General features: G+C 54.7%; 16 protein-coding genes. 3 read left to right on the top strand and 13 right to left on the bottom strand.

Features of this window, described 5'->3' with window-relative positions; genetic code table 11:
• Nucleotides 1-294: 294 nt before the first annotated feature.
• Nucleotides 295-2,655, top strand: coding sequence for a TonB-dependent receptor plug domain-containing protein (locus N512_RS0103930; RefSeq protein ID WP_051472637.1), 2,361 nt, complete (start codon nt 295-297; stop codon nt 2,653-2,655).
• 68 nt (nt 2,656-2,723) lie between these two features.
• Nucleotides 2,724-5,513, top strand: a complete 2,790-nt coding sequence (locus tag N512_RS0103925) for a M16 family metallopeptidase (protein WP_051472636.1) — start codon at nt 2,724-2,726, stop codon at nt 5,511-5,513.
• Between the two features lie 92 nt (nt 5,514-5,605).
• Here the strand turns inward: N512_RS0103925 and N512_RS0103920 are convergent, their stop codons facing one another.
• The 12 genes from N512_RS0103920 to N512_RS0103865 all read right to left on the bottom strand — a co-directional run bounded on the left by N512_RS0103920 (nt 5,606) and on the right by N512_RS0103865 (nt 20,490).
• A complete protein-coding gene (locus N512_RS0103920; protein WP_028779477.1) occupies nt 5,606-8,680 on the bottom strand; it encodes an efflux RND transporter permease subunit in 3,075 nt (1,024 codons plus the stop codon).
• Nucleotides 8,680-9,741: an efflux RND transporter periplasmic adaptor subunit gene (locus tag N512_RS22165; protein ID WP_081737079.1), complete on the bottom strand. Its 1,062-nt coding sequence runs from the start codon at nt 9,739-9,741 to the stop codon at nt 8,680-8,682. Before N512_RS22165 ends, N512_RS0103920 begins: the two co-directional genes overlap by 1 nt.
• 196 nt (nt 9,742-9,937) lie before the next feature.
• On the bottom strand, nt 9,938-11,071 hold the full coding sequence (locus tag N512_RS0103910) for a site-2 protease family protein (RefSeq protein ID WP_443018264.1): 1,134 nt from the start codon (nt 11,069-11,071) through the stop codon (nt 9,938-9,940).
• Nucleotides 11,072-11,184: 113 nt separating this feature from the next.
• Nucleotides 11,185-11,547, bottom strand: a complete 363-nt coding sequence (locus N512_RS0103905; protein WP_025008910.1) for a DUF4144 family protein — start codon at nt 11,545-11,547, stop codon at nt 11,185-11,187.
• Nucleotides 11,548-11,641: 94 nt separating this feature from the next.
• Nucleotides 11,642-13,312 carry a DUF342 domain-containing protein gene (locus N512_RS0103900; protein WP_028779474.1) on the bottom strand — a complete coding sequence of 557 codons (1,671 nt, stop codon included), beginning with the start codon at nt 13,310-13,312 and terminating at the stop codon, nt 11,642-11,644.
• Nucleotides 13,313-13,613: 301 nt separating this feature from the next.
• On the bottom strand, nt 13,614-14,648 hold the full coding sequence (locus N512_RS0103895; protein ID WP_028779473.1) for a class I SAM-dependent methyltransferase: 1,035 nt from the start codon (nt 14,646-14,648) through the stop codon (nt 13,614-13,616).
• 124 nt (nt 14,649-14,772) lie between these two features.
• Complete coding sequence (locus N512_RS0103890) at nt 14,773-16,089, bottom strand: alkaline phosphatase (protein WP_028779472.1); 1,317 nt, start codon at nt 16,087-16,089, stop codon at nt 14,773-14,775.
• Nucleotides 16,090-16,096: 7 nt separating this feature from the next.
• Complete coding sequence (gshB, locus tag N512_RS0103885; RefSeq protein WP_025889743.1) at nt 16,097-17,056, bottom strand: glutathione synthase; 960 nt, start codon at nt 17,054-17,056, stop codon at nt 16,097-16,099.
• A gap of 43 nt (nt 17,057-17,099) precedes the next feature.
• Nucleotides 17,100-17,831 (bottom strand): 16S rRNA (uracil(1498)-N(3))-methyltransferase, encoded by a 732-nt coding sequence (gene rsmE / locus N512_RS0103880; protein WP_028779471.1) that lies wholly within the window; start codon nt 17,829-17,831, stop codon nt 17,100-17,102.
• Nucleotides 17,832-17,849: 18 nt separating this feature from the next.
• Nucleotides 17,850-18,605 (bottom strand): endonuclease, encoded by a 756-nt coding sequence (locus N512_RS0103875; protein WP_443018265.1) that lies wholly within the window; start codon nt 18,603-18,605, stop codon nt 17,850-17,852.
• A gap of 95 nt (nt 18,606-18,700) precedes the next feature.
• Entirely contained in the window at nt 18,701-19,270 is a 570-nt protein-coding gene (locus tag N512_RS0103870; RefSeq protein WP_037436206.1) for a SprT family zinc-dependent metalloprotease, read from the bottom strand.
• Nucleotides 19,271-19,341: 71 nt separating this feature from the next.
• Nucleotides 19,342-20,490: a pyroglutamyl-peptidase I family protein gene (locus tag N512_RS0103865; RefSeq protein WP_028779468.1), complete on the bottom strand. Its 1,149-nt coding sequence runs from the start codon at nt 20,488-20,490 to the stop codon at nt 19,342-19,344.
• A 190-nt stretch (nt 20,491-20,680) separates the two neighbouring features.
• Between N512_RS0103865 and blaOXA the strand changes: the two genes are divergently transcribed.
• A complete protein-coding gene (gene blaOXA, locus N512_RS0103860; protein ID WP_028779467.1) occupies nt 20,681-21,550 on the top strand; it encodes an OXA-55 family carbapenem-hydrolyzing class D beta-lactamase in 870 nt (289 codons plus the stop codon).
• Nucleotides 21,551-21,746: 196 nt separating this feature from the next.
• On the opposite strand, the gene N512_RS0103855 is transcribed toward blaOXA, so the two are convergent.
• Entirely contained in the window at nt 21,747-22,658 is a 912-nt protein-coding gene (locus N512_RS0103855; protein ID WP_025008920.1) for a LysR family transcriptional regulator, read from the bottom strand.
• Nucleotides 22,659-22,744 lie beyond the last annotated feature (86 nt).

Below are 22,744 nucleotides of genomic sequence, written 5' to 3'. Positions count from 1 at the left end.
AACAGCACATCAGTGCTGACACAAATGTAAATTTTTAAGATTTTTTCGTTAAAAAGTCATCTGGAATACGGTGCGGTTAACCTGTGATAGGTTTTGCCCAACCCCACCTTTGATTGATTTTAAAGGTTAGCCTGGGCCTGATTGTTTGCTCCTTTCTCAAAAAGTTACCAAAAGTTAAACTTGTGGCGCTTTTTACAAAACATTCTTATTACCTTGGCTGAATTTTGGCTATCTTGTCGGGAAATATTTTGCCTGTAACAATTATGAGAATCATTCTCATTGGTCAGGTTTTATATGCAATACCCCGCACCTTCTGCCGTGGCTTTGGCTGTGGCAGCCGTACTCTTTTGCGCCGCATCCGGCGCCGAAACGCTAAATAAACAAGCGCCCTCTTCGAATGAGTCGCCCGAAACCAGCGCGGTTGTGACAGTCAAAGACAGAGCCGATAACGGTTTGGATGGCAAAAGCACTCTGGATGAGCAGATGATCCGCCGTACCCCTTCGGCCGATGGCAACTTGAGCGACTTGGTCAAATCCAACCCTGCGGTGCGCCTGGAGGGTCTGGATGAAGGGTTTAGTGGCGGTGAAATCAAACCGTCGAAGATCTCCATCTATGGCGCCGAGTCTGAACAGACAGCGTTTCTTATTGATGGCATCAATATCAACAACGATCTGGATCCCAGCTCAGGCCTGTTTGACGGCAGTGTCGGGGTCTTGCCGGGGATGAGCTCAGAGCAGGCCTATTTTTTCGATGCCGCCATGCTGGCCGGGATCACCGTTTATGACAACAATGTGCCGGCCAGCCTGGGAGGCTTTACCGGCGGGGCCGTAGTGGCCGATACCCTAAGCTACAACGGCGTCAACGGCGGCCAGCTGCGTTACCGTACCAGCCGCAGCAGTTGGACCAGCCAGAAGGTTGATCCCAATATTAACGAGTTTTTGCAGCAGGCCAGGCCCGACGGGGGCAAGGCCATCTATCAGCCCGATTTTGTTAAACACAGTTATTCGGGGCAGTGGCAGCAGGGGATTAACGACGAGCTGGGCATGGTGCTGGCCTTTGGTCAACGCCGCTCCAGCATTCGCCAGAGCCGGATCATGGATGCAGAAGGTACGGTTGATTCTCAGGATCAGAGCCGCAGATCGGACAACCTGTTGTTGAATCTGGCCTGGACGCCGGATCCCCTGACCCGAATCGACTGGGACTGGCGTTATTCGGCCTACAGTGAAGGCCTGTTTATGGGCGAGAACATAGACAATGACTTTGAAGACAGCCACTCGGCACTGGGTTCGACCCTGAGTCTGGAGTGGGAGTTCAGCCTGGGAAGTTTGTCCCTCAAGGCGGCCTACGACAGCTTTGAGGATGAGCGTCACTCCCAGAGTGATACTGTGCTGGTGATCAGTGATGCCGATACCGGGCTGGATTACCAGAAGGGGGGCTATGGCGACAGTCGTCTCAAGCAGCGAAATCTGCAACTGCTGGCCGATGTCAGCTTCAAACGCCTCTATTGGGGCGATGTCAGTCACAGCCTGGAAACCGGCTTGAGTTTCCAGCAGACCGACTATGATTTTTACCGCCCAAGGGAGGTCAATCAGGAGATCCGCTTGATAATGTCGGGCATGGAGATGCCGCTCGATGAACAAACCGTATTGGCCGGCAGCATAGACACCCGCCACCGCAACTCGGCGGCTTATCTGCAGGACACCATTAAATTCGGCTCCTGGCAATTCCGCCCCGGGTTGAGGCTTGAGCATGATGACTACCTGGATAATCTCAACCTGGCGCCGCGGCTGGCACTCAACTGGGATGTCGTCGAGGGCACCCGGGTGGATATCGGGCTTAACCGTTACTATGGCCGCTCTTTCGCTTCGATGAAGCTGGCGGATGAAATACTTAAACTCAGCCAGGATCACACCCGCAGATACGAAAGCATCAAGGATCTGAAAACCCCCTTCTCCGATGAGTTGACCCTGGCGCTGCACCAGAATCTGGGCAATTTAAGCCTGAGTGGTCGCTATACCCTGAGGGACTATCGCGAGCGCCTGGTGACCCATAGAAGCCAGGTAGGCAGCGTCAAGGTGGACGACTATCGCAATGGCGAAGACTACAAGGTTCATGTCTACACCCTGCAACTGAATAACATAGCGCCGCTGACCTTAGGTGCCAGTCAATGGGAGTGGTCGCTGGCGGCCGATTGGCTGGAGACAGATCGCAACGATCTTGATAAGGCGATGAACCCGGATGAGGCGGTGATGCTCGATGGCGCCATGATGAGCCGTCGCCAGATGGAGCAGAAGGTCAACTCATCCCAGGAAGAGTGGATGGTGCGTCTTGGGTTGGATATGGAGTTACCGGCCTGGAATATCACCTGGGGCAACAAGCTTTACGTCAAGGCGCCGGTACGGGGATATGAGTCGGTAAACAGCCAGGCGGCGCTGGAGATGTACCGCAGCTATGACTTCGGCAGTCACACCCAGTGGGATAGCCGTATTCGCTGGGAGCCGCAGGCGCTGGGCGGTGAGGTTTATCTGCAGCTGGATATCAACAATGTGCTCAACCAGGTACGCCAGTATAGCCTCAAGGCCAACCAGAACGGCGAATACGGCCTCTATACCCCAGGGCGTCAGTTCTGGCTGGAAGTGGGTTATCGCTTCTAAACCCTGAGTGGTGGTGATGGGCAGCTTCACCGGAAGCTGCTTTTTTGTTGAGTTCTGGAAATCCTGAGATGATTGTTAAAACACGATTCGGCCGCCTGATGATGGCGGCGATGGCTTGCCTGCTGGCGGCCTGTCAAACCAGCGAGATGCTGCCTCTGAACAGCGATCCTGACTTGGTTCAGGGCCGGCTGGACAATGGCTTTCGCTATTATCTGGCCCCCAACGATGCCCCGGCCAAACGCGTGTATCTGCGTTTGGTGGTCAACGCCGGTTCCATGCATGAAGATGACGACCAAAGGGGCGTGGCCCATATGGTCGAGCATATGGCCTTTAACGGCAGCAAGCACTTTAAGGGCAACAGCGTCATCAGCGCGCTGGAGGATGCCGGGCTGAAGTTTGGCATAGATGTCAATGCCTTCACTGACTTTGAAAATACCGTCTATCTGCTCAATCTGCCGGATAACCGGCCGCAGACTCTGGAGCTGGCGCTTAGAATTATTGCCGACTGGGCGGCAGAGGTGAGTATTGCCCGCGACGATCTCGATGCCGAGCGTGGCATAGTGCTGGAGGAGTGGCGGGCAAGGCTTGGGCCTATGTTGCGCTTGGGGGACAAAAAGTCCGCCATCGAAATGGCCGGTTCCCGTTATGCAACGCGCGATCCCATAGGCGATCCCGATACCATACGCCAGGTGTCCGGCAAGCGGGTGGCCGACTTTTATCGCCGCTGGTATCGGCCGGATAATATGGCGTTGGTGGCGAGTGGTGATATAGATGTCGCCAAGTTCAAGGCCATGGTCGAGCAATATCTGGGAGCCATGCCCGCGGCCACTACACCACTGGAAACCGTGGACTTTGGTATACCGCTGCAAGATGGCCTGAGGGCCGCCAAGGTGCATGAAGTCGGCGCCGAAGAGCCGGCGCTGGAACTGAGCTTTTTCTCGCCGCTTGAGCCGGATTATTCGCGGGCCGGTTATCGCCGCGAGCTGGCCGAGCAGATAGCCGGGCGTATGCTGAATCTGCGTCTGCAGCAGTGGGAGAAGCAACATCAAGACTGGCTGCTGTCGGGCGCTTTCTTCTCCTCGGCCATCGGCCGCGAGACCAGGCAGAGCATTTTCACCTTGCAGCTCAAGAAGGGGGAGTACCATAGCGCCGCCAGTGCACTGTTTGATCTTCTGGCCACCCTCAAGCAGCATGGTTTCAGCGATAAGGCCGTGGCTTCCCAGCTGAAACGCCAACTGAAATTGGAACAGCGCCGCGCCGACAAGGCGGTTTTCAGCATAGATATTGCCGGCGACCTGGTCACTACCGCAGCCAATCTCGACCCATGGCTGAGCTATAAAGACAGAGCCCGGCTCAACCTGGAGCTGATTGACTCGCTGACGACCGAGGATATCAATCAGGCGCTGGCGCGTTTAACGGCGCCAAGTTCCCGCTTATTGCTGCAGACTCTTGGGGCCGGGGAGGTGTCGGCGCTGACGAGTGCTGAAGCCAATGCATTGTGGCAGCAGAGCATGAGCAGGCAGCACAGCGACTTTGACGCCGGGCAACAGACCTCTGAGATGCCCGAGTTCAAGGCCGAGGCCGGCAGCAGTCGCTTTATCGGTGAAGCCGCCGATGGACGCCTGAAGGAGTATCGACTCAGCAACGGGTTACGTCTGGTATTCAGCCAATCTGATCTCAATCCGGGTGAAGTGCACTTCAAGGCCTTGACTGTCGGGGGGATGGGCAGTCTGGCGCCTTCGGAGGCGCAAAAGCTGCGTCTGGCGGTGAACCTGGCGGACGAGTTCGGCGCCGGCGAGGTGCCGCAGCAGGCGATCGACCACTATGACAGCGACTATCCTCTGGTGCTTTCCAGTTTGCTGGACGGCCAGACGCAAGGCTTTTCCGGCTGGGCCCACAGGGATGATCTGGCGGCGTTGTTGCAGCTGTTTCGCTTCAAGTTGCAACAGGTACAGTTTGCATCGAATGCCTTGAAGCACTGGCGCGAAGAGTATCAGGCTACCCGGGCACAATATGCCAATGATCCAGGGGAACAGTTTGCCCGCACCATAGATGCCAAGCGCTATCCCGGAGTGCCGACGGTTTACAACCCGGCTACCGAGTTGCTGACGACCCTGACCGAGGATGAGCTGCTGGCCGATTATCGTCGTCACATGCTGGGAAATACCGACTTTACTCTGTTCTTTGTCGGCGATATCGACGAGGCGCGTCTCATTCGCCTGGCCGAGCAGTATCTGGCCGGGATTGAGGTAAAAAGGGAGGCGCGCAAGCAATACCAAATTCGGCCGGCGACCCCAAAGGAGCGTCTGCAGATGCCTGTCTCTGGTGAGCCCAGAGCCGAAACAGAGGTCTATCTGACCTCCTATCCGCAGCCTTGGTCAGCAAAGCAAGCTTATCAGTTGTCGTTCATGGGGGAGCTTATTCAGGAGCAGCTGAGGCTCAAACTCAGGGAGGAGGCCAGCGGCGTTTATGGGGTAACCGCTTGGTTCTGGCAGGAACCGGGGGAAGATTTCAGCTCGGGCCGTATCAGCTTCAGCAGCGATCCGGAGCGGGTCGATGAACTGATCCAGCAATTGCATCTGGTGCTCAAGCGGATGGCTGATGAGGGCGTATCGCCCCATTCGCTGGAAAATAAGCGCCGTCAACGTCAGGACAGGCTGCAGCGGGAGCTTAAATCCAATCTCGGTTGGCTGGAGGCGGTCAGCCAAAGCTATATGGCAGTGGGCGGGCCGCAGCAGATAGGGCAAAAAGCTCGCTTCAATGAGGAGGTCACAGCCGCTGAACTGAATAGCCTGCTTAGGCAGTTTATCCGGCAAAGCCGGGTCTTTGAGGCCGTGATGCTGCCGGCAAGCGAGTAAAACTCAGGCAAAAAAGCGCCACCCCCGGGGTGGCGCTTTTTTTGAGAGTTGGAAAGTGGGTGAGTAAGAAGTGATAGAGCGTTGGCGAAACCTTAGATCTTGCCTCTGAGCTTGGCCAGCACATCTTTTTGTTTTAACTGGCTCATGGCTAAGTAGGCCACAGGCACCACAAACAGCGAGAAGAAGGTGCCCATCAACAAGCCACCCACCAAGACCAGGCCTATGTTTATCCGTCCAAGAGAGCCGGGGCCAGAGGCTATGGCCAATGGGATGGCGCTGAGGATCATTGCCAGCGAGGTCATCAAAATAGGACGCAGCCTTGAGCGGGCGCTGGCCATGGCCGCATCGAGGGCACTTTTGCCGGCCTGGCGCTGCTTATTGGCGAACTCGACCAGCAAGATCCCGTGTTTGGTTACCAGGCCTACCAGAGTCAACAAACCTATCTGGGAATAGATATTCATACTCTGGCCAAAGAGGTTGAGAGTCAGCAAGGCTCCCACCAGACACAGGGGCACAGTGAGGAGAATGATCAAGGGATCGACAAAGCTCTCAAACTGCGCCGCCAGGATCAGATAGATAAACACCAAAGCCAGCAAAAACAGTGACTGAGTGCCTGCCTGGGAGTCCATCAGTTCTTTGATTATGCCGTTGTAGGCATAGCCCTGTGATGGAGCCAGCAGCGACGGCAGTTGCTCATCCAGCCAGAGTTTGATCTCTCCCGGGGAGTAACCCGGCATAAGATCGGCGCTGATTAGGGCGGCGTCGCGACCCATAAAGGTCTTGATATTCGACTCAGCGGTTGCCTGCTTTATGGTGACAAATTGCGACAGCGGCAGCGCCTCACCCGATTCAGAGGTGACATACAGCTTACTGAGCACATTGAAGTCGCCCAGCATCTCCAGGTTAACCTGAACCTGGATAGGGTAGGTGAAGCCGTCGTCCGAGTGCAGATCGGCGGCTTTGACCGAGCCTAAAAAGGTCGACAGCGCATTGGTCACATCGCTGTAGCTGGCGCCGGAAAGGATCACCGAATTGCGATCTATGCTGAGATCGAAGCGTGGCAAGTCCCTGAGGGTCGAGTTGTTGATATTGGTCAGCCCGGGATAGTCCTCCAGCAGTTTAACCACCTTCTCGGCGGTGTGGGCCAAGGCATCTTTGTCTCTATCCAGCGTCATCAACTGCAGTTGCAGATTGGTGGGGATATTCAAGCCGTCGGCGGAGCGAACACTGAACGACATGTTGTAGGCCGACACCTGCTGTTTGGCTTTGGCTATCAGTTGATCTATCACTTCGGCGGCAGTGTCACTGCGTTCTCCCCAAGGTTTCAGCAGCACATGGTTGACCGGGCCGCCTTCGATATAAGCCAGATTGGCGGCTACATTGGGGTTGTCATCCATAACGCTGTTGAGCTCGGCGTTGTGATTCAGGTGATATTGGCGGCCAACGCCGGTGGGGCCCTTGGCGCTGGCGTCAATAAAGCCGCTGTCTTCTGTGGGCAGCAGTACCTTGGGCATGTACCAATAGAGTACGCCACCCGAAACGACCAGCAGCAAGGCGATTGCGGCCAACAGACGCTTACGGTTGAACCAAAGCTCCAGTTCCTGGCTGTAGCGCTCAATTAAACGCTCCAGTCCCAACTCGACCCGCTGAAACCAGGCAGGATGTTTGTGGCTTTGCTGAATCAAGTAGGCACTCATCATGGGCGAGAGGGTCAAGGCCACCACCCCTGAGATGATCACCGCCGCCGCCAGAGTGAAGGAAAACTGGCGGAACAGATCGGCCGTCAGTCCGGACATCAAACCTATCGGCAGATAAACGGCAGCCAGTGTCAATGTCATGGCTATGATGGGAAAGATGATCTCCTGGCTGCCCTTGATTGCAGCATTAAAAGGCGTTTCACCTTTTTCTATATGGCGGTAGCAGTTTTCCACCACTACGATGGCGTCGTCCACTACCAGACCTATGGCGAGGATGATTGCCAATATGGTCAGTACATTGATACTGAACCCCAGCCAGGCCATAACGGCAAATACCCCTATGACACAGACGGGAATGGTGATAATCGGAATTGAAGCGGCTCTGAGTGAGCCGAGAAACAGCACCACAATCAGGGACACCAGCACTATGGCTTCCAGTAAGGTAGAGAAGCCCTCTTCGATAGAGGCTTGAATAAAGTCGGCTTGGTTATAGACCAACTGCATCTTGAGACCGGCCGGCAACTGGTGTTGCATCCTGTCGATTTCGGCACGTATGGTTTGTGCCACTGTCACTGGGTTGGCGTTGGCCAGCGGCAGTATTTGCAGCGACATCGCCTGATGTCCGCCAATGCTCAAAAGGCTGGGCCGCAGGTTCTCTTCGCCCATCACGACATTGGCGATATCCTTCACCCGGATAATTTTTTCGTTATCGACCCGGATCACCAGATCGCGAATATCTTCTATGTTTTCAACCTGGCTGAGTGGGTTGATGGAGAAGTCGCGGGACTTGCCCACTATGGTGCCCGAGGTAAAAGTGGCGTTATAGGTGCTCAGGGTGGCTACCACATCGGCGGCCTTGATATTGAGTGCCTTCATCTGATCCGGGTTAAGCCAAACCCTGGCGGCGCGCTGTGAGCCACCATAGGGGCCCCATACAGCGCCCACACCGGACAAATGTTTGAATTGAGGTACAAGCTGCTGGCTGATGTAATCATACATCTGCTGCTTGGTCATACCGCCCTCGTTGACAAAGCTGATGATATTGCTGGCGGAATGGGTCGCCGACACGTCATCTGTCACTCTGGGCTTGTCTATCATGCTTTGGGGAAAGTCGTTGATGGCTTCAACGCTGGAGCGCAGCTTGTTCATCAAATTGGTGTATTCGATGTCATCTATCTCTTTGCTGAAGTTGATGGACAGAGTGCAGCTGCCTTCCTGACAGTCGGTGGTCATGGTATCGACCTTATCCAGCCCGGAGGCGGCATCGATAAGCTTATCGGCGACATTCTCGGACATGAATTCGGCGCTGGCGCCATTGATGGATGCGCTGACCGAAGCCGAGTGAGTGTTGTAGTCAGGGAAGTATTGAATCGGCAATTTGCCGAAAGACACCAGGCCGATCAGCACTATCATTATACTGATCACCGAGGCGAAAATTGGGTGGCGAATACAGATTTCCGGCAGGCGCATCAGAGTTGGTCCTCTTCGGTGGCCAATAAGGCATTGGTCAGGACTCTGACTTCACCTCCCTCTTGCAGGTTCTGCATGCCTGTTCGCACCACAGTATCTGAATTTTGCAGCCCCGACTTGATGATGACATAACCGTCATTGGTGTTGCGCCCAAGTGACACAGGGCGCTTGCTGACTTTTTCGCCTTGCAGTACCCAGACAAAGCGTTCTTCATTATTGGCAATGACGGAATTTTGTGGCACCAACAAGTGCTTGATCCCCTTGCTGAATATCTGCTTTACGTTGGCAAACATTCCGGGAGCCAAGGCATGATCCGGGTTGCTCAGTTGCGCATGAACCTCCACCCGGCCCGAACTCTCATCGACTGCCGGCGCCACATAGCTGACCAGCCCTTTGAACTCGCGTCCCTTGTAGGCCTCCACTGTGAGATGCACCTCCTGACCGCGCTGCGCCTTGCCGAACTCGATTTGGCTGATGGCAAAATGCACTTCAACCGGATCCAAGCGGTACAGGGTTACCAGAGGTGTCTCTGCGGTTATTTGGGCACCGATAGAGGGGGTAAAGGAAGTTAATTGGCCATCGAAGGGGGCGATGAGGCTGTAATCGGCAAGGGTGGCCTGTTTCTGTTTGAAATCGGCGGCGGCCAGTTGCACATTTTCTTCCAGCTCATCCACATCTTGTTTTGACAGGGAATCCGGCTCTTTGGCCAGCAGGCCTCTGACTCGTTCCAGTTTGGTTTTCGCCAGAGCCAGCGTGCTGCGGGCCTTGTCGACATCGGCTTGGGCCTTGACACTGTCGAGCTCGGCAATCAAGTCACCCTGTTTGACCATGTCTCCGTTTTTGAAGTGGATAGCCGTGAGTTTGGCGCTGGCGTTGAAACTGAGGGCCACAGAGTCGATAGCCCGAATTTTACCGACTTCGTTGGCGACATCTCTAAAGGATGCCTGTTTCACCGTTTCTACGGTTACCGGAGGGGGTTGAACCTCCTGCGCCGAGAGTGATAGGGAAATTGGCAGACAAAAGGTCAGTAACCAAAGACTGGAGCCTGAAAGTATTTTCATAAACGCCCTGTATCATGGATTAAGCGGTAAGCAATTCAGTTTACCTTAATCAGGATCCAGGGCATTCCGACAATTTAAGGCATTGGTGATCTATCTTTGTGATTTTTGATCCCAATAGAGATTTTCAGGCACTAATTTGCCTGAATGTAGCACCCAGGACGCGCAGCTGTGGCAGCCTTGCAACCTGAGTGTTAAATCAGCTTTGCAATATCTTGAGTGGTAGTCCCAGCATGTCATCACCGCTGCCGGCCAGATGCCAGATAACAGCCACCAGGGCCGCCACTGTCAGTAGATACCAGACAATGGAAAACACTTGCCCATACCTGTCCAGCGGCAACAGATGACTGTGATGACGCTGTTTCCACTCAAACAGAATCTCGGCGCTGCCTATCAACAACAGGAACCCCAGCAGTGCCAGCCCCAGACTGTAGCTGATAAATACCCCTATGGCAGCACCCAGAATACAGGCGATAAGGCCGATAGCGCTGTTCATCGAAAAGCTGATGCTCTTGAGAATATGCCCGCCATCGAGCGGCAAAATAGGCAGCAGGTTGAACAGGTTGAGCAAGGCGTTGAAGGCCGCCAGACCGGCAAAGAAGGGATTGCCTGTGATCCAGTAGGCCACGAGTGCCGCCAGGGACATTAACAGGCCAAAGGTTGGCCCCATGATGGAGATCACCACGTCTTGCCAGCGGGTGTTGATCTTCTCATCGGACAAGGCCAGGCCGCCCATGAAGGGGATGAGGTAGATACCCTTGGTCTTCATGCCAAAATATTTCATCGCTCGGATATGGCCGTACTCGTGAAACACCAGGCAGGCAATCAGAGCCAGGGCAAACTGCAGGGAAAACAGCCAGGAGTAGGCGGCAATACTGGCTCCTGCCAGGACAACCTTGATCACCTTGGCGCTCTTGAGCAGTTTGAAGCCCAGAGACACCAGCCCCACCAGACTCAGTTTCTGCTGTTTTAGCGGCGCTATGTCCGGTGTTTGCCGCTCAATATCTTTGCTATTGCGGCTGCCTTCAATAGTGACTTGCTCATCGATGAGCAAGCGATAGCTCAGGTCAAAGGGTTGCCAGTTGAGCTGGGTTTCCAGGCATACCTTGATGCTGCTGCCATCGGCGCGACTGAGGCTGAACTCATGGCTGCCAATGCCTTGGTCATCGGCGCTGGCGGCTTGTTGTGAGACTAATTGGTTATCCCAAAAAAGTTGCTGCCAACCCGCCATGGAACCTTCCAGCCTCAGGGGCTTCCCTAAGCAATCTATTTTCAGAAGTTGCAAATCTATGACTCCGGTGAGAGAAAACGCGCCGATTATACCCATGGGCATCGGGCTTTGTCAGGGAAGGTGCGAACATGTCCGTGGGGGCTCTGCATCGGCTTACAGGTTTGGATACAAGGCGCAGTTCGCAGTAAATGGCCCAAGTCCTTTGCCAGAACGCCTTAGAGACTGTCCAGATAACGCACCATCTCCAGTCCTTGGGGAAAAGTGATAAAGGCCAACTTGGCAACGCAGCAACTGCCGAGCGCGGCGGCGTGCTTTTGCACCAACAACTTTAGATCTGTGAGTTCGAGCTGCGTATGGCTCGGGCCTATTTGTGGCAATGAAGCCAGTACAGGTTCGTCACAGCGAATGGCCGGAAGTATGGGATAACATAAGCCGCCGGAATCTATCAGTTGATCGCCCTGGCAACTCAGGTGTTGATTCAGGCAGATATATTCCAGCCAGTCTCTTTCATTCTCGAGATACACCAGTTCGTCCGAATCTGCCGGTTTCAGAATGGCTGGCCAGGCTGGCTGTGTCATAGGGGCTCCAGGAATAAGCTGTCCCCAACACCATATCACAACGGCCTGGCGTTGCGATTAATTATCCCGCGTAGAACCGAGGCCCGGTTTAATATCAGCCGCGACTGCTGTAGTCGAAATGGACTTCTCCGTTTTGGTTTTGAACCACACAGGGGCCATGTTCCCTCTGGGTGCGCTGTTGCGCCGGGCCTATGTGAATTTCCACATTGGAGTAGATATGCTTCAGGGCTTCGACAAAGTAATGGCGATAGTAGCCTTCGGTTTCCGCCTTCAGCAGCTCGAGTTCGGTTTCTTCCCGCACTCGCTCATCATCGACACGGTGTTTCTCTTCCAGCATCATTTTGACCTGCTCGACCATGGCCGGATCTGCCTGCCATTCGCTCTTGGGTGGCAGTTTTCTCAGTCTGGCTTCCATATCCAAACCGGCTACCACCAAAATCCGGACACTTTCTTCCAGATCTTTGAGGTTTTGGCGGTACTCCCCCAAACGCATGGCGCAGAAGAGATCTGTCTTGGTATCTGCTGTAGCGCCTATGGCGACGGCCTTGATGCCTTTTTCCGCCTTGGCAATTCCTCCCACCAGATCTCCGCGGCGGCCGTTGGCGTCGCTGACTGTGAGTTTACTGTCGGTACGGCTATTGCTGTGCAGCAGCTGCTTGGTCACCAGGATATCGCCCTGGCATTGGAGATCGGAATATTGCACAAACTGGGCCGATATCTGCCCCTTGGCTCTGATTTGGGTCGACAACTCATTGGCGCGGATCTGCCTGCCTATGATGCCCTTGCTGACGGTTACATCCCCTTCGGCCATCAAGGATGCCGAGTCGACAAAACCCATGACAGTGATATCGCCACTGCTCTTGACCTGCATCCCCTCGTGGACGTCGCCACTGATAAGGATACTGCCCTTGAAGTCGACATTGCCGTAGCCCACGTCCACATCTTTTATCTGCAATACATCATCTACCTGCATGCCGTTGCGGACTTCCACCGGCTGACCGGCAACCGTGGCGATAAGCTTATTGCTGTCTTTGGCGCTGAACTCTGTACCTTTGCCGGCCACCATCTCCAGATCTTTCCCCGGCTTGGCCGGCAACACTTCGCCGAAGACATTGTATCCTGGGGTGCCTTGAGTGACGGGGATCCTTTCCATCAAGAGATCGCCGGCATTGACCATGATGACTGCGCCCAGGTTACGCATGTCCACTGTGCCATCCTCCCGCTCCTGTGGGTGTAGCAGGCGCTCACGGGCCAGGGGCACTTTGCGATCCAATCTGGCATGGTTGCCGTTCACCGCTGCCTTGCCATTGGCAATAGTGCCTTCTATGGTTTCGCCCGGTTTACTCTGCTTCAGGCGTTTGAGCATGGTTTCTATCTTGATTTTCGACAGTCCCATGCAGATCTTCTCTTCTTTCAGGCGGCGAAGAATGTCCGGCAAGGTGATCTCTTTACCGCCCCAGGCGGCAGTGAGGGTCATACCGGCTTGCATCTTATCTTTACTGGGCTGGAGTGATATCTGGCCGTCACGGCGCTCGGCTATCTGAAAGAACTGCTCGAACTGACCATCTTCTTCGGCGTAAAGCTTATTGACGTCCTTGACGGCTTTGGCGATTTGACTGTCCAGCGGACAGAGATTGGCGAAGTCTGGTAGGGCCAACAGATGACGTATGGCTTCCTCGGTCACGGGGCCATGGGTTTTGGGGATGAGCCTCAGCTCGGCAAATTGCTTATTGCTGCTGAGTTCAACGAGATCCGGCGCCAGCATATTAAAGTTATCCAGGTTAGTTATACCCTTCCTTTTCGAAGTTTAAACATCGAGTACCAAGCTGTTTGTTGACGCCATAACTATGCTATGACGAGACAACAGGCGCGTATCGACTGAATCAACTCCTGTACGGAATGGTACTATTATTATTTTCCCGACTGCTGTTGAGTATAGCAACATAAGCTCGCCAAAACGAAGCCTGTTGTTAACATATTATTAGCAGTTGCTCAAAAGATAATAGCCCTGAATACTTATAAAAATCTTTGATCTCTTAGCGAAAAGTTACCAAAATTGCCCGGCGTTACTTTTTGTTACTGATATTCCGGTAAAGCTTGTATTTGTTGTTTTCGGCAATCACGTTCACGTTACCGAAATGGGCCGCGATTGTATCGCTGTAGGGCAGGTGACGATTGGCCACTATCTGCCATATTCCTCTGTCCTTTAGCCTGTTGGCGCTGTCGGCGATAAAGCTTTCGGCAATATGGGTGGTGGCTGCCAAGCCATCGTGAAACGGCGGGTTGGAGATGATGGCGTCGAACTCGCCCTGAGTGGCGCTCAAGCCATCGGATGGATAGACTTTGGCGCTCAGGCCGTTGGCCTTCAGTGTCAGCTCACAGGACAGCAGCGCCATGGCGTTGATGTCGACACAATCCAGATTAAGCTCCGGCTGGACCTTGAGCAGGGCGGCGGCAATCACTCCGGCGCCGCAGCCAAAGTCCAGCACCCGGCCCTCGAGCTTGGGCAGATGAGACAGCAACAGCTCAGTGCCCAGATCCAGGCGTTTTTCACTGAATACCCCGGCCATATTGCAGATTTGTATGTCCCCTTGGGGAGTGGGCAAGCTGTAATGGCTGACAAAGGCTTCAATATCCAGCGCAGTTGGGCTGGCGATGGCCTCGGCGGCAAACAGCAGGCAGTGACGGGCGTTGTCCAGTTTGGCCGCATTGCTGAACCAGCGGCTTTGCTGTTTGGCAAACGACTTTATCCCGCCTTTGTTTTCCCCTATGACCAGTAGTTGACCTCCCGGTTGCAGGTGCAGCGCCGCCAGTTCCAGCAGATAAGCGAGCAGCGGCTTGGCCTTGGGGTAGTAGACCACAACCGTCTCGAACCTGTCAGTATGGGGCAACTGGTGGCCAAAGTAACAATGGAGCTCGGCCTTGGCTTGCGACTTAAGCTGTTGGAAGTGATTGAAATCCAGCGCCAGGGCATCGACTCTGGGGCACAGGTTCAAAAGCTCTCTGGCGCAGCTGTCGCTCTCATTGTTGAGCAGCAGCAGGCTTTGGCCTTCAAATAGCGCACTGTTGCGCAGCAGTAATTGCGATGGCGGTGTCAGCAACATTGGGGACTTCCAAGGATAAAATCTGCCGCGCATTATAGCCAATCAGTGGCGGCAGCGGGCAAGAGTTATGGGCGGCAAACATAAAAAAAGCGGCCAAGGCCGCTTTTTGCAAGGTTAAGCATTACTGAGCAGCCCTTTGCCCCTTGGGCAGTAAGCTTATCAGTTTGGAGGCGATATCCGTGTTGTCCTGGTTGCCGATAAACAGCTCGGCGCCCGGGCCTGTGGCAAACACCTGCACATCTGTACCCGTATGGCCGCCGGTGGTCCAGCCGGTGTTGGAGCGGCGATCCACTTCCTGTTTGATAGCGCTGGCCAGCGTCTCTTTGCCTTGCATTCTGGCCTTGGTCAATTGTTCAAGCAACGCGGGGTCCAGCTCAAAACCCAGGCCTTGAGCCAGCGGCGCTTGCCAGTCTTCTGCGGTCAATGCAGCGGCGGCCAGGGTATCAATACTGGCAGACAGCCCCTTGAGCACCTCTGGGTTCCAGGCATATTTGCCCTTGCTGCCGATGGAGAGACCGCCGGTATTGTGATCTGCGGTGGCCACCATCAGGGTATTGGGGTTTTGGCGCACGAACTGTTCGACCACTTCCATGGTATGGGCAAATTCATCCATCTCCGCCATGGCGGCGGCGATGTCGTTGTTGTGACCGGCCCAGTCGATCAGGCTGCCTTCAACCAGCAACACAAAGCCGTTGGGGTTTTGTGACAAGAGCTCCAGTGCCTTGCCTGTCATGGTGCTGAGGCGATGGCCGTTCTTGTCGTCCAGCACCCAGGGCAGTTGCACTTCGGCAAACAGGCCCATTACCTTGGGCTGTTTGATGCTTTCAAGCGCGCTGAACTCCTGCAAAATTTGATAGCCCTTGGCATCAAACTTGGCCAGCAGCTCCTGATCGAAGTATTTCTGGCCGCCCCCCAGCATCACATCGGCATCCGTTTCCAGATACTTGTTGGCCAGCTCAACATAGTTTTTGCGACTTTCGCTGTGAGACAGAAAGGCCGCCGGTGTGGCGTGATTTATCTGGGAAGTGACCGCCACTCCCGTGCTCATGCCCCGCTGCTTGGCCTTTTCCATTATGGTTGGGATGGGCTGCTTCTGGGGGTCGACCGAGATGGCGCCGTTATAGCTTTTTACTCCGGTTGCCAGCGCAGTTGCCGCGGCGGCGGAGTCGGTGACATAGCCACTGACTCTGGCGGGGTAGGTACTGGCCATACCGACCAACAGGCGATCAAATACCGTCTGTTCTATCTCTTCGGTATCCGGGTTGTCATTGAAATACCGGTAGGCGCTGGTATAAGCCGGCCCCATGCCATCACCGACCATGATCACGATATTTTGGGGTCTGGAAGGGGCGGGATTGGGCAACTGATTGGCATCGGCTGTCAGTGGCAGCAGCAATGACAGCCCCAGCAATGCGCCCGTGAGTTGGCTCAGTTTCATCAGAGTCTCATCCTTGTTGTTTTTGTTGCAGTCTTTGCTCAATGGCATTCATCAGCATGCCGGTGATATTGACATCGAAAGCCGCTTCAATCTCTTTGATGCAAGTTGGGCTGGTGACATTGATTTCGGTGAGCTTATCCCCAATCACATCCAGACCGACGAAGATCAGGCCGCGCTTTTTAAGCTCAGGGCCCAGGGCTCTGGCAATGGCCCAGTCACTTTCTGACAGAGGCTGGGCAACACCGCTGCCACCGGCCGCCAGGTTACCGCGGGTTTCGCCCTTCTTGGGGATACGCGCCAAACAGTAGGGTACAGGCTCGCCGTCGATGACCAGAATACGCTTGTCACCCTTGGTGATCTCAGGAATAAATACCTGCGCCATGGCATAGTTTTGGCCGTAATCTGTCAGGGTTTCTATAATAACCCCCAGGTTGGGGTCGTCCTGCTTGACCCTGAATATGGATGTGCCGCCCATGCCGTCCAGTGGCTTGAGGATTACATCGCCATGCTGGGCATGGAAAGCGCGTAACCGCTGCGGGTCACGGCTGACGAGTGTCGTGGGGGTAAACTGGCTGAACCAGGCGGTAAACAGCTTTTCATTGGCATCACGCAGGCTCTGTGGCTTGTTGACTATCAGTACCCCGGCCTCTTCGGCGCGCTCAAGCATGTAAGTGGCGTAGATATATTCGGTATCGAACGGTGGGTCCTTACGCATCAGAATCACATCCAGCTCCTTGAGCGGCGTGTCGGTCGCTTCACCCAACTGGTACCAATCAGTGGGATCTTCCTGAACCTTGAGCGGCCGCATCTTGGCCCAGGCTTCACCCTGCAGCAGCGCCAGATCCTGCATCTCCATGTAGAAGAGCTCATAGCCGCGGGACTGCGCCGCCAACAACATGGCGAAGCTGGAGTCTTTCTTGATGTTGATATCCTTGATGGGGTCCATCACTATGCCGAGCTTGATCATGATGCCTTTCCTTTATTCGTTGCGCCCACAGGGCAGAAAATGGTTAGCCCAGATCGCCGAATCTGAGTTGCAATGCGGTAATGGCGGTTAGCGCCGCAGTTTCGGTGCGCAGTACTCTGGGGCCGAGCAGAACTTCGGTAAATGCCTGGGTTTCTGTCATGGCAATTTCCTGCTCCGACAGGCCGCCTTCCGGACCTATCAAGAGCCGCACCTTGTTGTTTGGCAGTTCAAGGCCATTGATGCCGTGAGCGGCTCTGGGATGCAGATTGAGTTTCAGTGCCGTCGTGGGCTCGGCGCACCAGGCTGCCAGCTCCATGACGGGTCTCACTTCAGGGACCCGGCTACGGCCGGATTGCTCACAGGCGCTGATAACAATTTTTTGCCACTGCTGCAGTTTCTTTTCCAACCTGTCGCCGCTGAGTTTAACGCCGCAACGCTCTGAAAACAGTGGCGTGATGGTGTTAACCCCCAACTCTACCGATTTTTGTAAGGTGAAGTCCATGCGATCGCCGCGGGAGATCACTTGCCCAAGGTGCAGATCCAGGGGGGACTCAGAGGGATTGTCCATGGCAGACAGCACGTGTACATCCACGGCTTTCTTTCCGGCGCTGACGATAGTGGCCTGATAGTCTTTGCCGTCACCATTGAACAGGCTTATCTGCTCGCCGCTGGTCATGCGCAGCACTCGGCCGACATGGGCGCTGGCATCATCATCCAATGACAGAACTTGGCCTGGGGTTATCGGGCCTGTGTGATAAATTCTCGGCACTCTCATGCTCTGTATTCCTTAGGCTTATTCTGCGCTGCCGCTGAGGCCGCTTTGGTTGCAGGCTTTCTGCACCAATGGGTTGTGATTGCCCTGAGAGGCGGCTATTGCCTGATCTCGCCGGCACTCAATAGTATCAACTGGATAGCTTTTGTCCCACGCCTTGAACAACTTTAATTGGCTGGAGGCTATCTTGAGCCCATAGGTCTGCTGCATGTAAAGGTAGGTACGGGCGATGCGTCCTCTTGCCTGCGCCGGCGGTTCTGCCTTGCGGCCCTTGAAGTCGACTGTCATCTGACACTGGCCATATTGGTTTGGCTTGGCGTTCCACTGACTGAACCTGAAGTTGGATCTGTCGCCATTGACCTCTCCCACGGCCGGCACCAGATTGTGCAGGTCGGCCTCCATGCGCTTAAAGATTTTATCTTTGCTGCTGCAGTTCTTACGGCCGCCGTTTTGCCAGCACTGCAACTGATGGCCAAACTCCCAGGCAGGCACTATGTGCTCCCATTCGATGCGGTTGGCACGGGTCTCTTGTTTGCGAATCTGATAACCGCAACTTGCCAAATCCGGCTGCCATTTCTTGCCTTCCATTTTGATGGCGCAGCCACAGTAGAAACTGACTGCCGGCAGCGTTTGACTGTAAATCACCTTGGCGCGTTTCTTGGCTTCGGAAAAACTGCTTGGATGGCTGGGCGATGCCAGCACAGAAGAGGCCGCCAAAAGCAGCGGCAGGGCCACAAGTGGCCGCAGGTGCAATGAAATCACGCTATTCCCTAAAATCATAACTTCGGGTGCCGACAGCCGATACATCAGGTGCCAGACTTGGAATTGTTGCAGCAGATAGTAAAAGAAGCCGCCAGGCTTGGCAACTTGGCTCAGGATGGCTGAGGGCTAAGCAGTTGGCCGCAGCGGCGGCATTGATATTTAGCCTGTCCCCGCACGACCTTATTATGACGGCGAATGCTCAGCTCTACTACACCGCAGCCACATTGATAGGGCAGGGTTCTGGGTTTGACCGAGCTGATATCCATCGAGTGAGTGGTACGCGGCGCCAGGCCATAAATCCGCCGCATCAGGCTCTGCCACTCCTTGCCATGAGGTCGGGTCTTGCCATGCAGTTGGAAACAGAGCAGGTGGCAAATCTCGTGTGGAACCACCTCATGGGTGAAGGTGTGCAGGTTTTGCTCCAGTAGCACCGGATTGAAGCGCAAGCGGTTCTCGGTTGGATGAGCGGTACCGGCGCTGCGGCCTCGCAGGGCAAAGCTGACCGAAGGGCGCTTTAGCGCTCGGCCCAGGGCGGCCTCCGCCTTGAGATAGCAAAGCTCTATTGCATCGAGCACGGCCTGCTGCGCCTCACTAGCGGCAACTTCAGGCTGTGGCTCAGGTGCTTGGTTGTATTCAGAAGTGCCGGCGTTTTTAAGGGATCTGAACAACTGACTCAGCATGAGAAACTCAAATTGGCATGAATTGGTGGCAAATAAGCAGAGGCGCAACTGCGCCTCTGTTGAATCAGGGATTATAAACTTTTGGCCGCCGCTGTCAGCATGGCTTTGACCTGCTCGACAATTGCCGCTTCGGTAGCGGGTTCGAAGCCGGCAATTCTCGGGGTATGAATATGCCCGGTGGGAATACGGCTGCCGAGTTGGTTTTGCAGCAGGATAGCCCGGTAGGAGATCTCATTGGACAGGTAACCGCCGCCAGACCCCTCCACCGAAGTGCTGTTTTGCAGTTCGCTCAGGCTGCTTGCCTGAAACTCGCCACGGGAACGGGTGCTGACAGTATGGTTGTCGTTGGCTTTCCAGCGGCCGTTTACGCTCTGCATGGCTGCTACCGGCAGGGAGAACTCGACAAACTCAGGGCCATTGAGGGTGTCGTTTTCCAGCTTGGGTGGCAGAGGTCGCTGTTTACTGGCGCCGGTAAAAACATTGCGGTTGTCCGGGGCTTCGGCGCTGCGGTTGCGGCCCGGAAAGCGTTCCAGATCGAAGTCGCTGCGCCCCATACTGACAGTGACCACCATGTCGACACTCTTGTCGCGATAAACCGGGGTCAACAGCGACTCTATGATGCCCTCATCAAAGTCAGCGAAACGTACCGGGATCATCACTGTCTCTATCTGTGCCTGGCGGCCGTTAACCGAGAAGCGGTAACCATCCAATGCCAGGGCAACCAGACCTGAAGGGTTGCTCTGCTCTATATTGCGATCGAGAAAGAAGGGGTCGAATCCGGTCAGCAGTATCTTGATGCTGGCATCATCCTTAAAGTCAATATCGCTGAAGCCTCGGGATGACTTTTCCACCGCCTTGGTCAGTATTTCTCTTTGCCAGGAGGCGATATTGAACTTGGGCGACTGTTTGCCCAGCTCTGCTCGCATCTGCAACCGGCTCCAGTAAAGGGAGCGGTCGTCGCTGTGACCTGACTGCACATCTCTGACCGCCTGTTGCCATAGGCGTTGCCCCTGGTGCGCCACCATCTGGGTAACCTTGAGCTCATCGGTATGTTGACGGTATTTCGTTACCAGATCATCTGTCAATGCCTGATAGCGCTGGATGACTTGAGGCATTTTTTCGTTGGCGGCAGGCAGGCGATCCTCTTCGACACCGGCCTGAGCCGACAGAGAAACCAGAGTACCCGACAGCAGGGCTATGGCCAGGCTGGGCTTAAACATGGCAGTTCCTTTCGCTTATAGAGTTGTAAAGTAATGCGTTTGTTAAGTATGCAACACTCGCCAGCAACTGGAAAGCTATCTGTTGCCTTGCCAGATTGTTGCCACAATTGAGCAGGGCTTTGCCAGACCATTATTCACTCCAGGGCTGTATGCTTGTTGCTTTGGCCGCCGGGAATAATAGGGGAATGAGATGAATAAAGGTTTGCACAGAAAGCGCCTGAGTAAGCGTTTGCTGCTGCCCATGTTGCTGTGTTTATTGGCTCAACAAACGCAGGCTGTGGCAGCTGAGCAGACCAAGGTCAGTGACGTCGGCTCTGAGGTCACGGCCGAGGGGTGGCAAGAGGTACGCCGCTGGGACAAACTGTTCGAATCCGCAGGTGTTAAAGGCAGTTTACTGCTTTGGGATCAAAAGCGTTCTTTGGGGCTCTCCAACAATCTAAGTCGCGCCGCCGAAGGCTTTATTCCGGCTTCCACCTTCAAGATCCCCTCCAGCCTTATTGCGTTGGAAACCGGGGCGGTGCGCGATGAAACCAGTCGTTTTAGCTGGGACGGAAAGGTTCGTGAAATTGCCGCCTGGAACAGGGACCAGAGTTTTCGCACCGCAATGAAGTACTCTGTGGTGCCTGTGTATCAGCAGTTGGCCAGGGAGATAGGCCCCAAAGTGATGGCGGCTATGGTGCGGCAGCTGGAATATGGCAATCAGGATATCGGTGGCCAAGCGGACAGCTTCTGGCTCGACGGCCAACTGAGAATTACAGCATTTCAACAAGTGGATTTTCTAAGGCAACTGCATGACAACAAGTTACCTGTGTCCGAGCGCAGCCAGCGAATTGTCAAACAGATGATGCTGACCGAAGCGAGTACTGACTATATCATTCGTGCCAAGACAGGCTATGGTGTGCGGCGTACGCCGGCCATAGGTTGGTGGGTCGGTTGGTTGGAGTTGGACGACAACACTGTCTATTTCGCCATTAACCTGGATCTGGCCTCGGCCGGCCAGTTACCGTTGCGCCAACAACTGGTGAAACAGGTGCTCAAGCAGGAACAGCTGCTGCCTTGAGTCTGGCTGGCACGGAATAGAGAACCAAGACATAAGTCAGAGAAGGTCAACGGGTGTGCTGTGTTATCTGACTTCGACAGGCCCAGGCATGCCTTCAGTCAGATGCCTTGAACGCCAATTGCTGTGCAAGTCACTCTTTACATCACGAGAGTGCCACGAGGACTAATTCGCACCTTCCTTCATCTGCAAAGATTGGCTACATCATCAAAGATTGCAGCGACTCCTGACTGTTGAAGCGCTTGGTAAAGAAGTCCAGAAACACACTGATATTGGTCGCCAGTTGTCGACGGGAGGAATAGACGCCATAGACCTTGAAGGGTTCTATGGGCCACTCCTGCAGCAGCGGCACCAGGGCACCGCTGGCCAGCTCGTTCTTGCATACCGAATGGGACAACATGGCGATGCCAAAGTCATCCAGTGCCAGCTGCTTGACCATGATGGCACTGTTCACTCGAGTGCGGCGCCTGAAGCTGGCCATGGTTTTGCGGCTACCCTTGCCCAGCGGCCAGATGGGGGCCGAGCGTGAGGTGCCCAGCAAGATACCATCGTGACGGGCCAGATCTCTCGGGGTTGCCGGCGTTCCTTTGGACTTGAGATAGCCGGGGCCGGCCACCAGAATTGGCTGACGTTCAAACAGGAGCCGGGCGACGAGATCCGAAGGCTGCAGCGGGCCATACTTGATGGCGATGTCATAGCCTTCGCCCACCAAGCCCACATCGGCATCGGTAAACTGAACATCCAGTTCGACCCCGGGATAAAGCCGCATAAAGCCGCTGCAGAGATTGGCGATTAACTCTTGGCTGAATGAAACCGGGATTGCAATCCGCAATGAACCGGAAACATCGTTATGGGTATTCTCGATTGTGGCCTTTGCCGCTTCCACTTCGTTGCAGATGCTGTCACAGTGTTGATAAAAGAGCGCGCCCACCTGAGTGAGGCTTATTGAGCGGGTATTTCGTTGCAGCAGACGGACCCCAAGCTGTTGTTCCAGTTGGGCGATTTTTCGGCTAATGGTAGACTTTGGCAGGCCGGTTTCACGGGCCGCCTGAGAGAAGCCTTCTGCTCTGACCACTGCTGCAAATAGGAGCATCCCATTCAAATCTGGCATGTTTTTATTACTGTCTCAAAAATGGAACATAGCGTCTAAGGCAGTTTAATGGCATTTGACGGGATAACAAAGGTATATTTATTGGC

The sequence above is a fragment of the Shewanella sp. 38A_GOM-205m genome (genome assembly GCF_000518445.1).
Classification (GTDB): Bacteria; Pseudomonadota; Gammaproteobacteria; order Enterobacterales; family Shewanellaceae; genus Shewanella; species Shewanella algae.
Note: the sequence above shows the minus strand (reverse complement) of the source record. Positions and strands in the feature narration are given on the sequence as shown.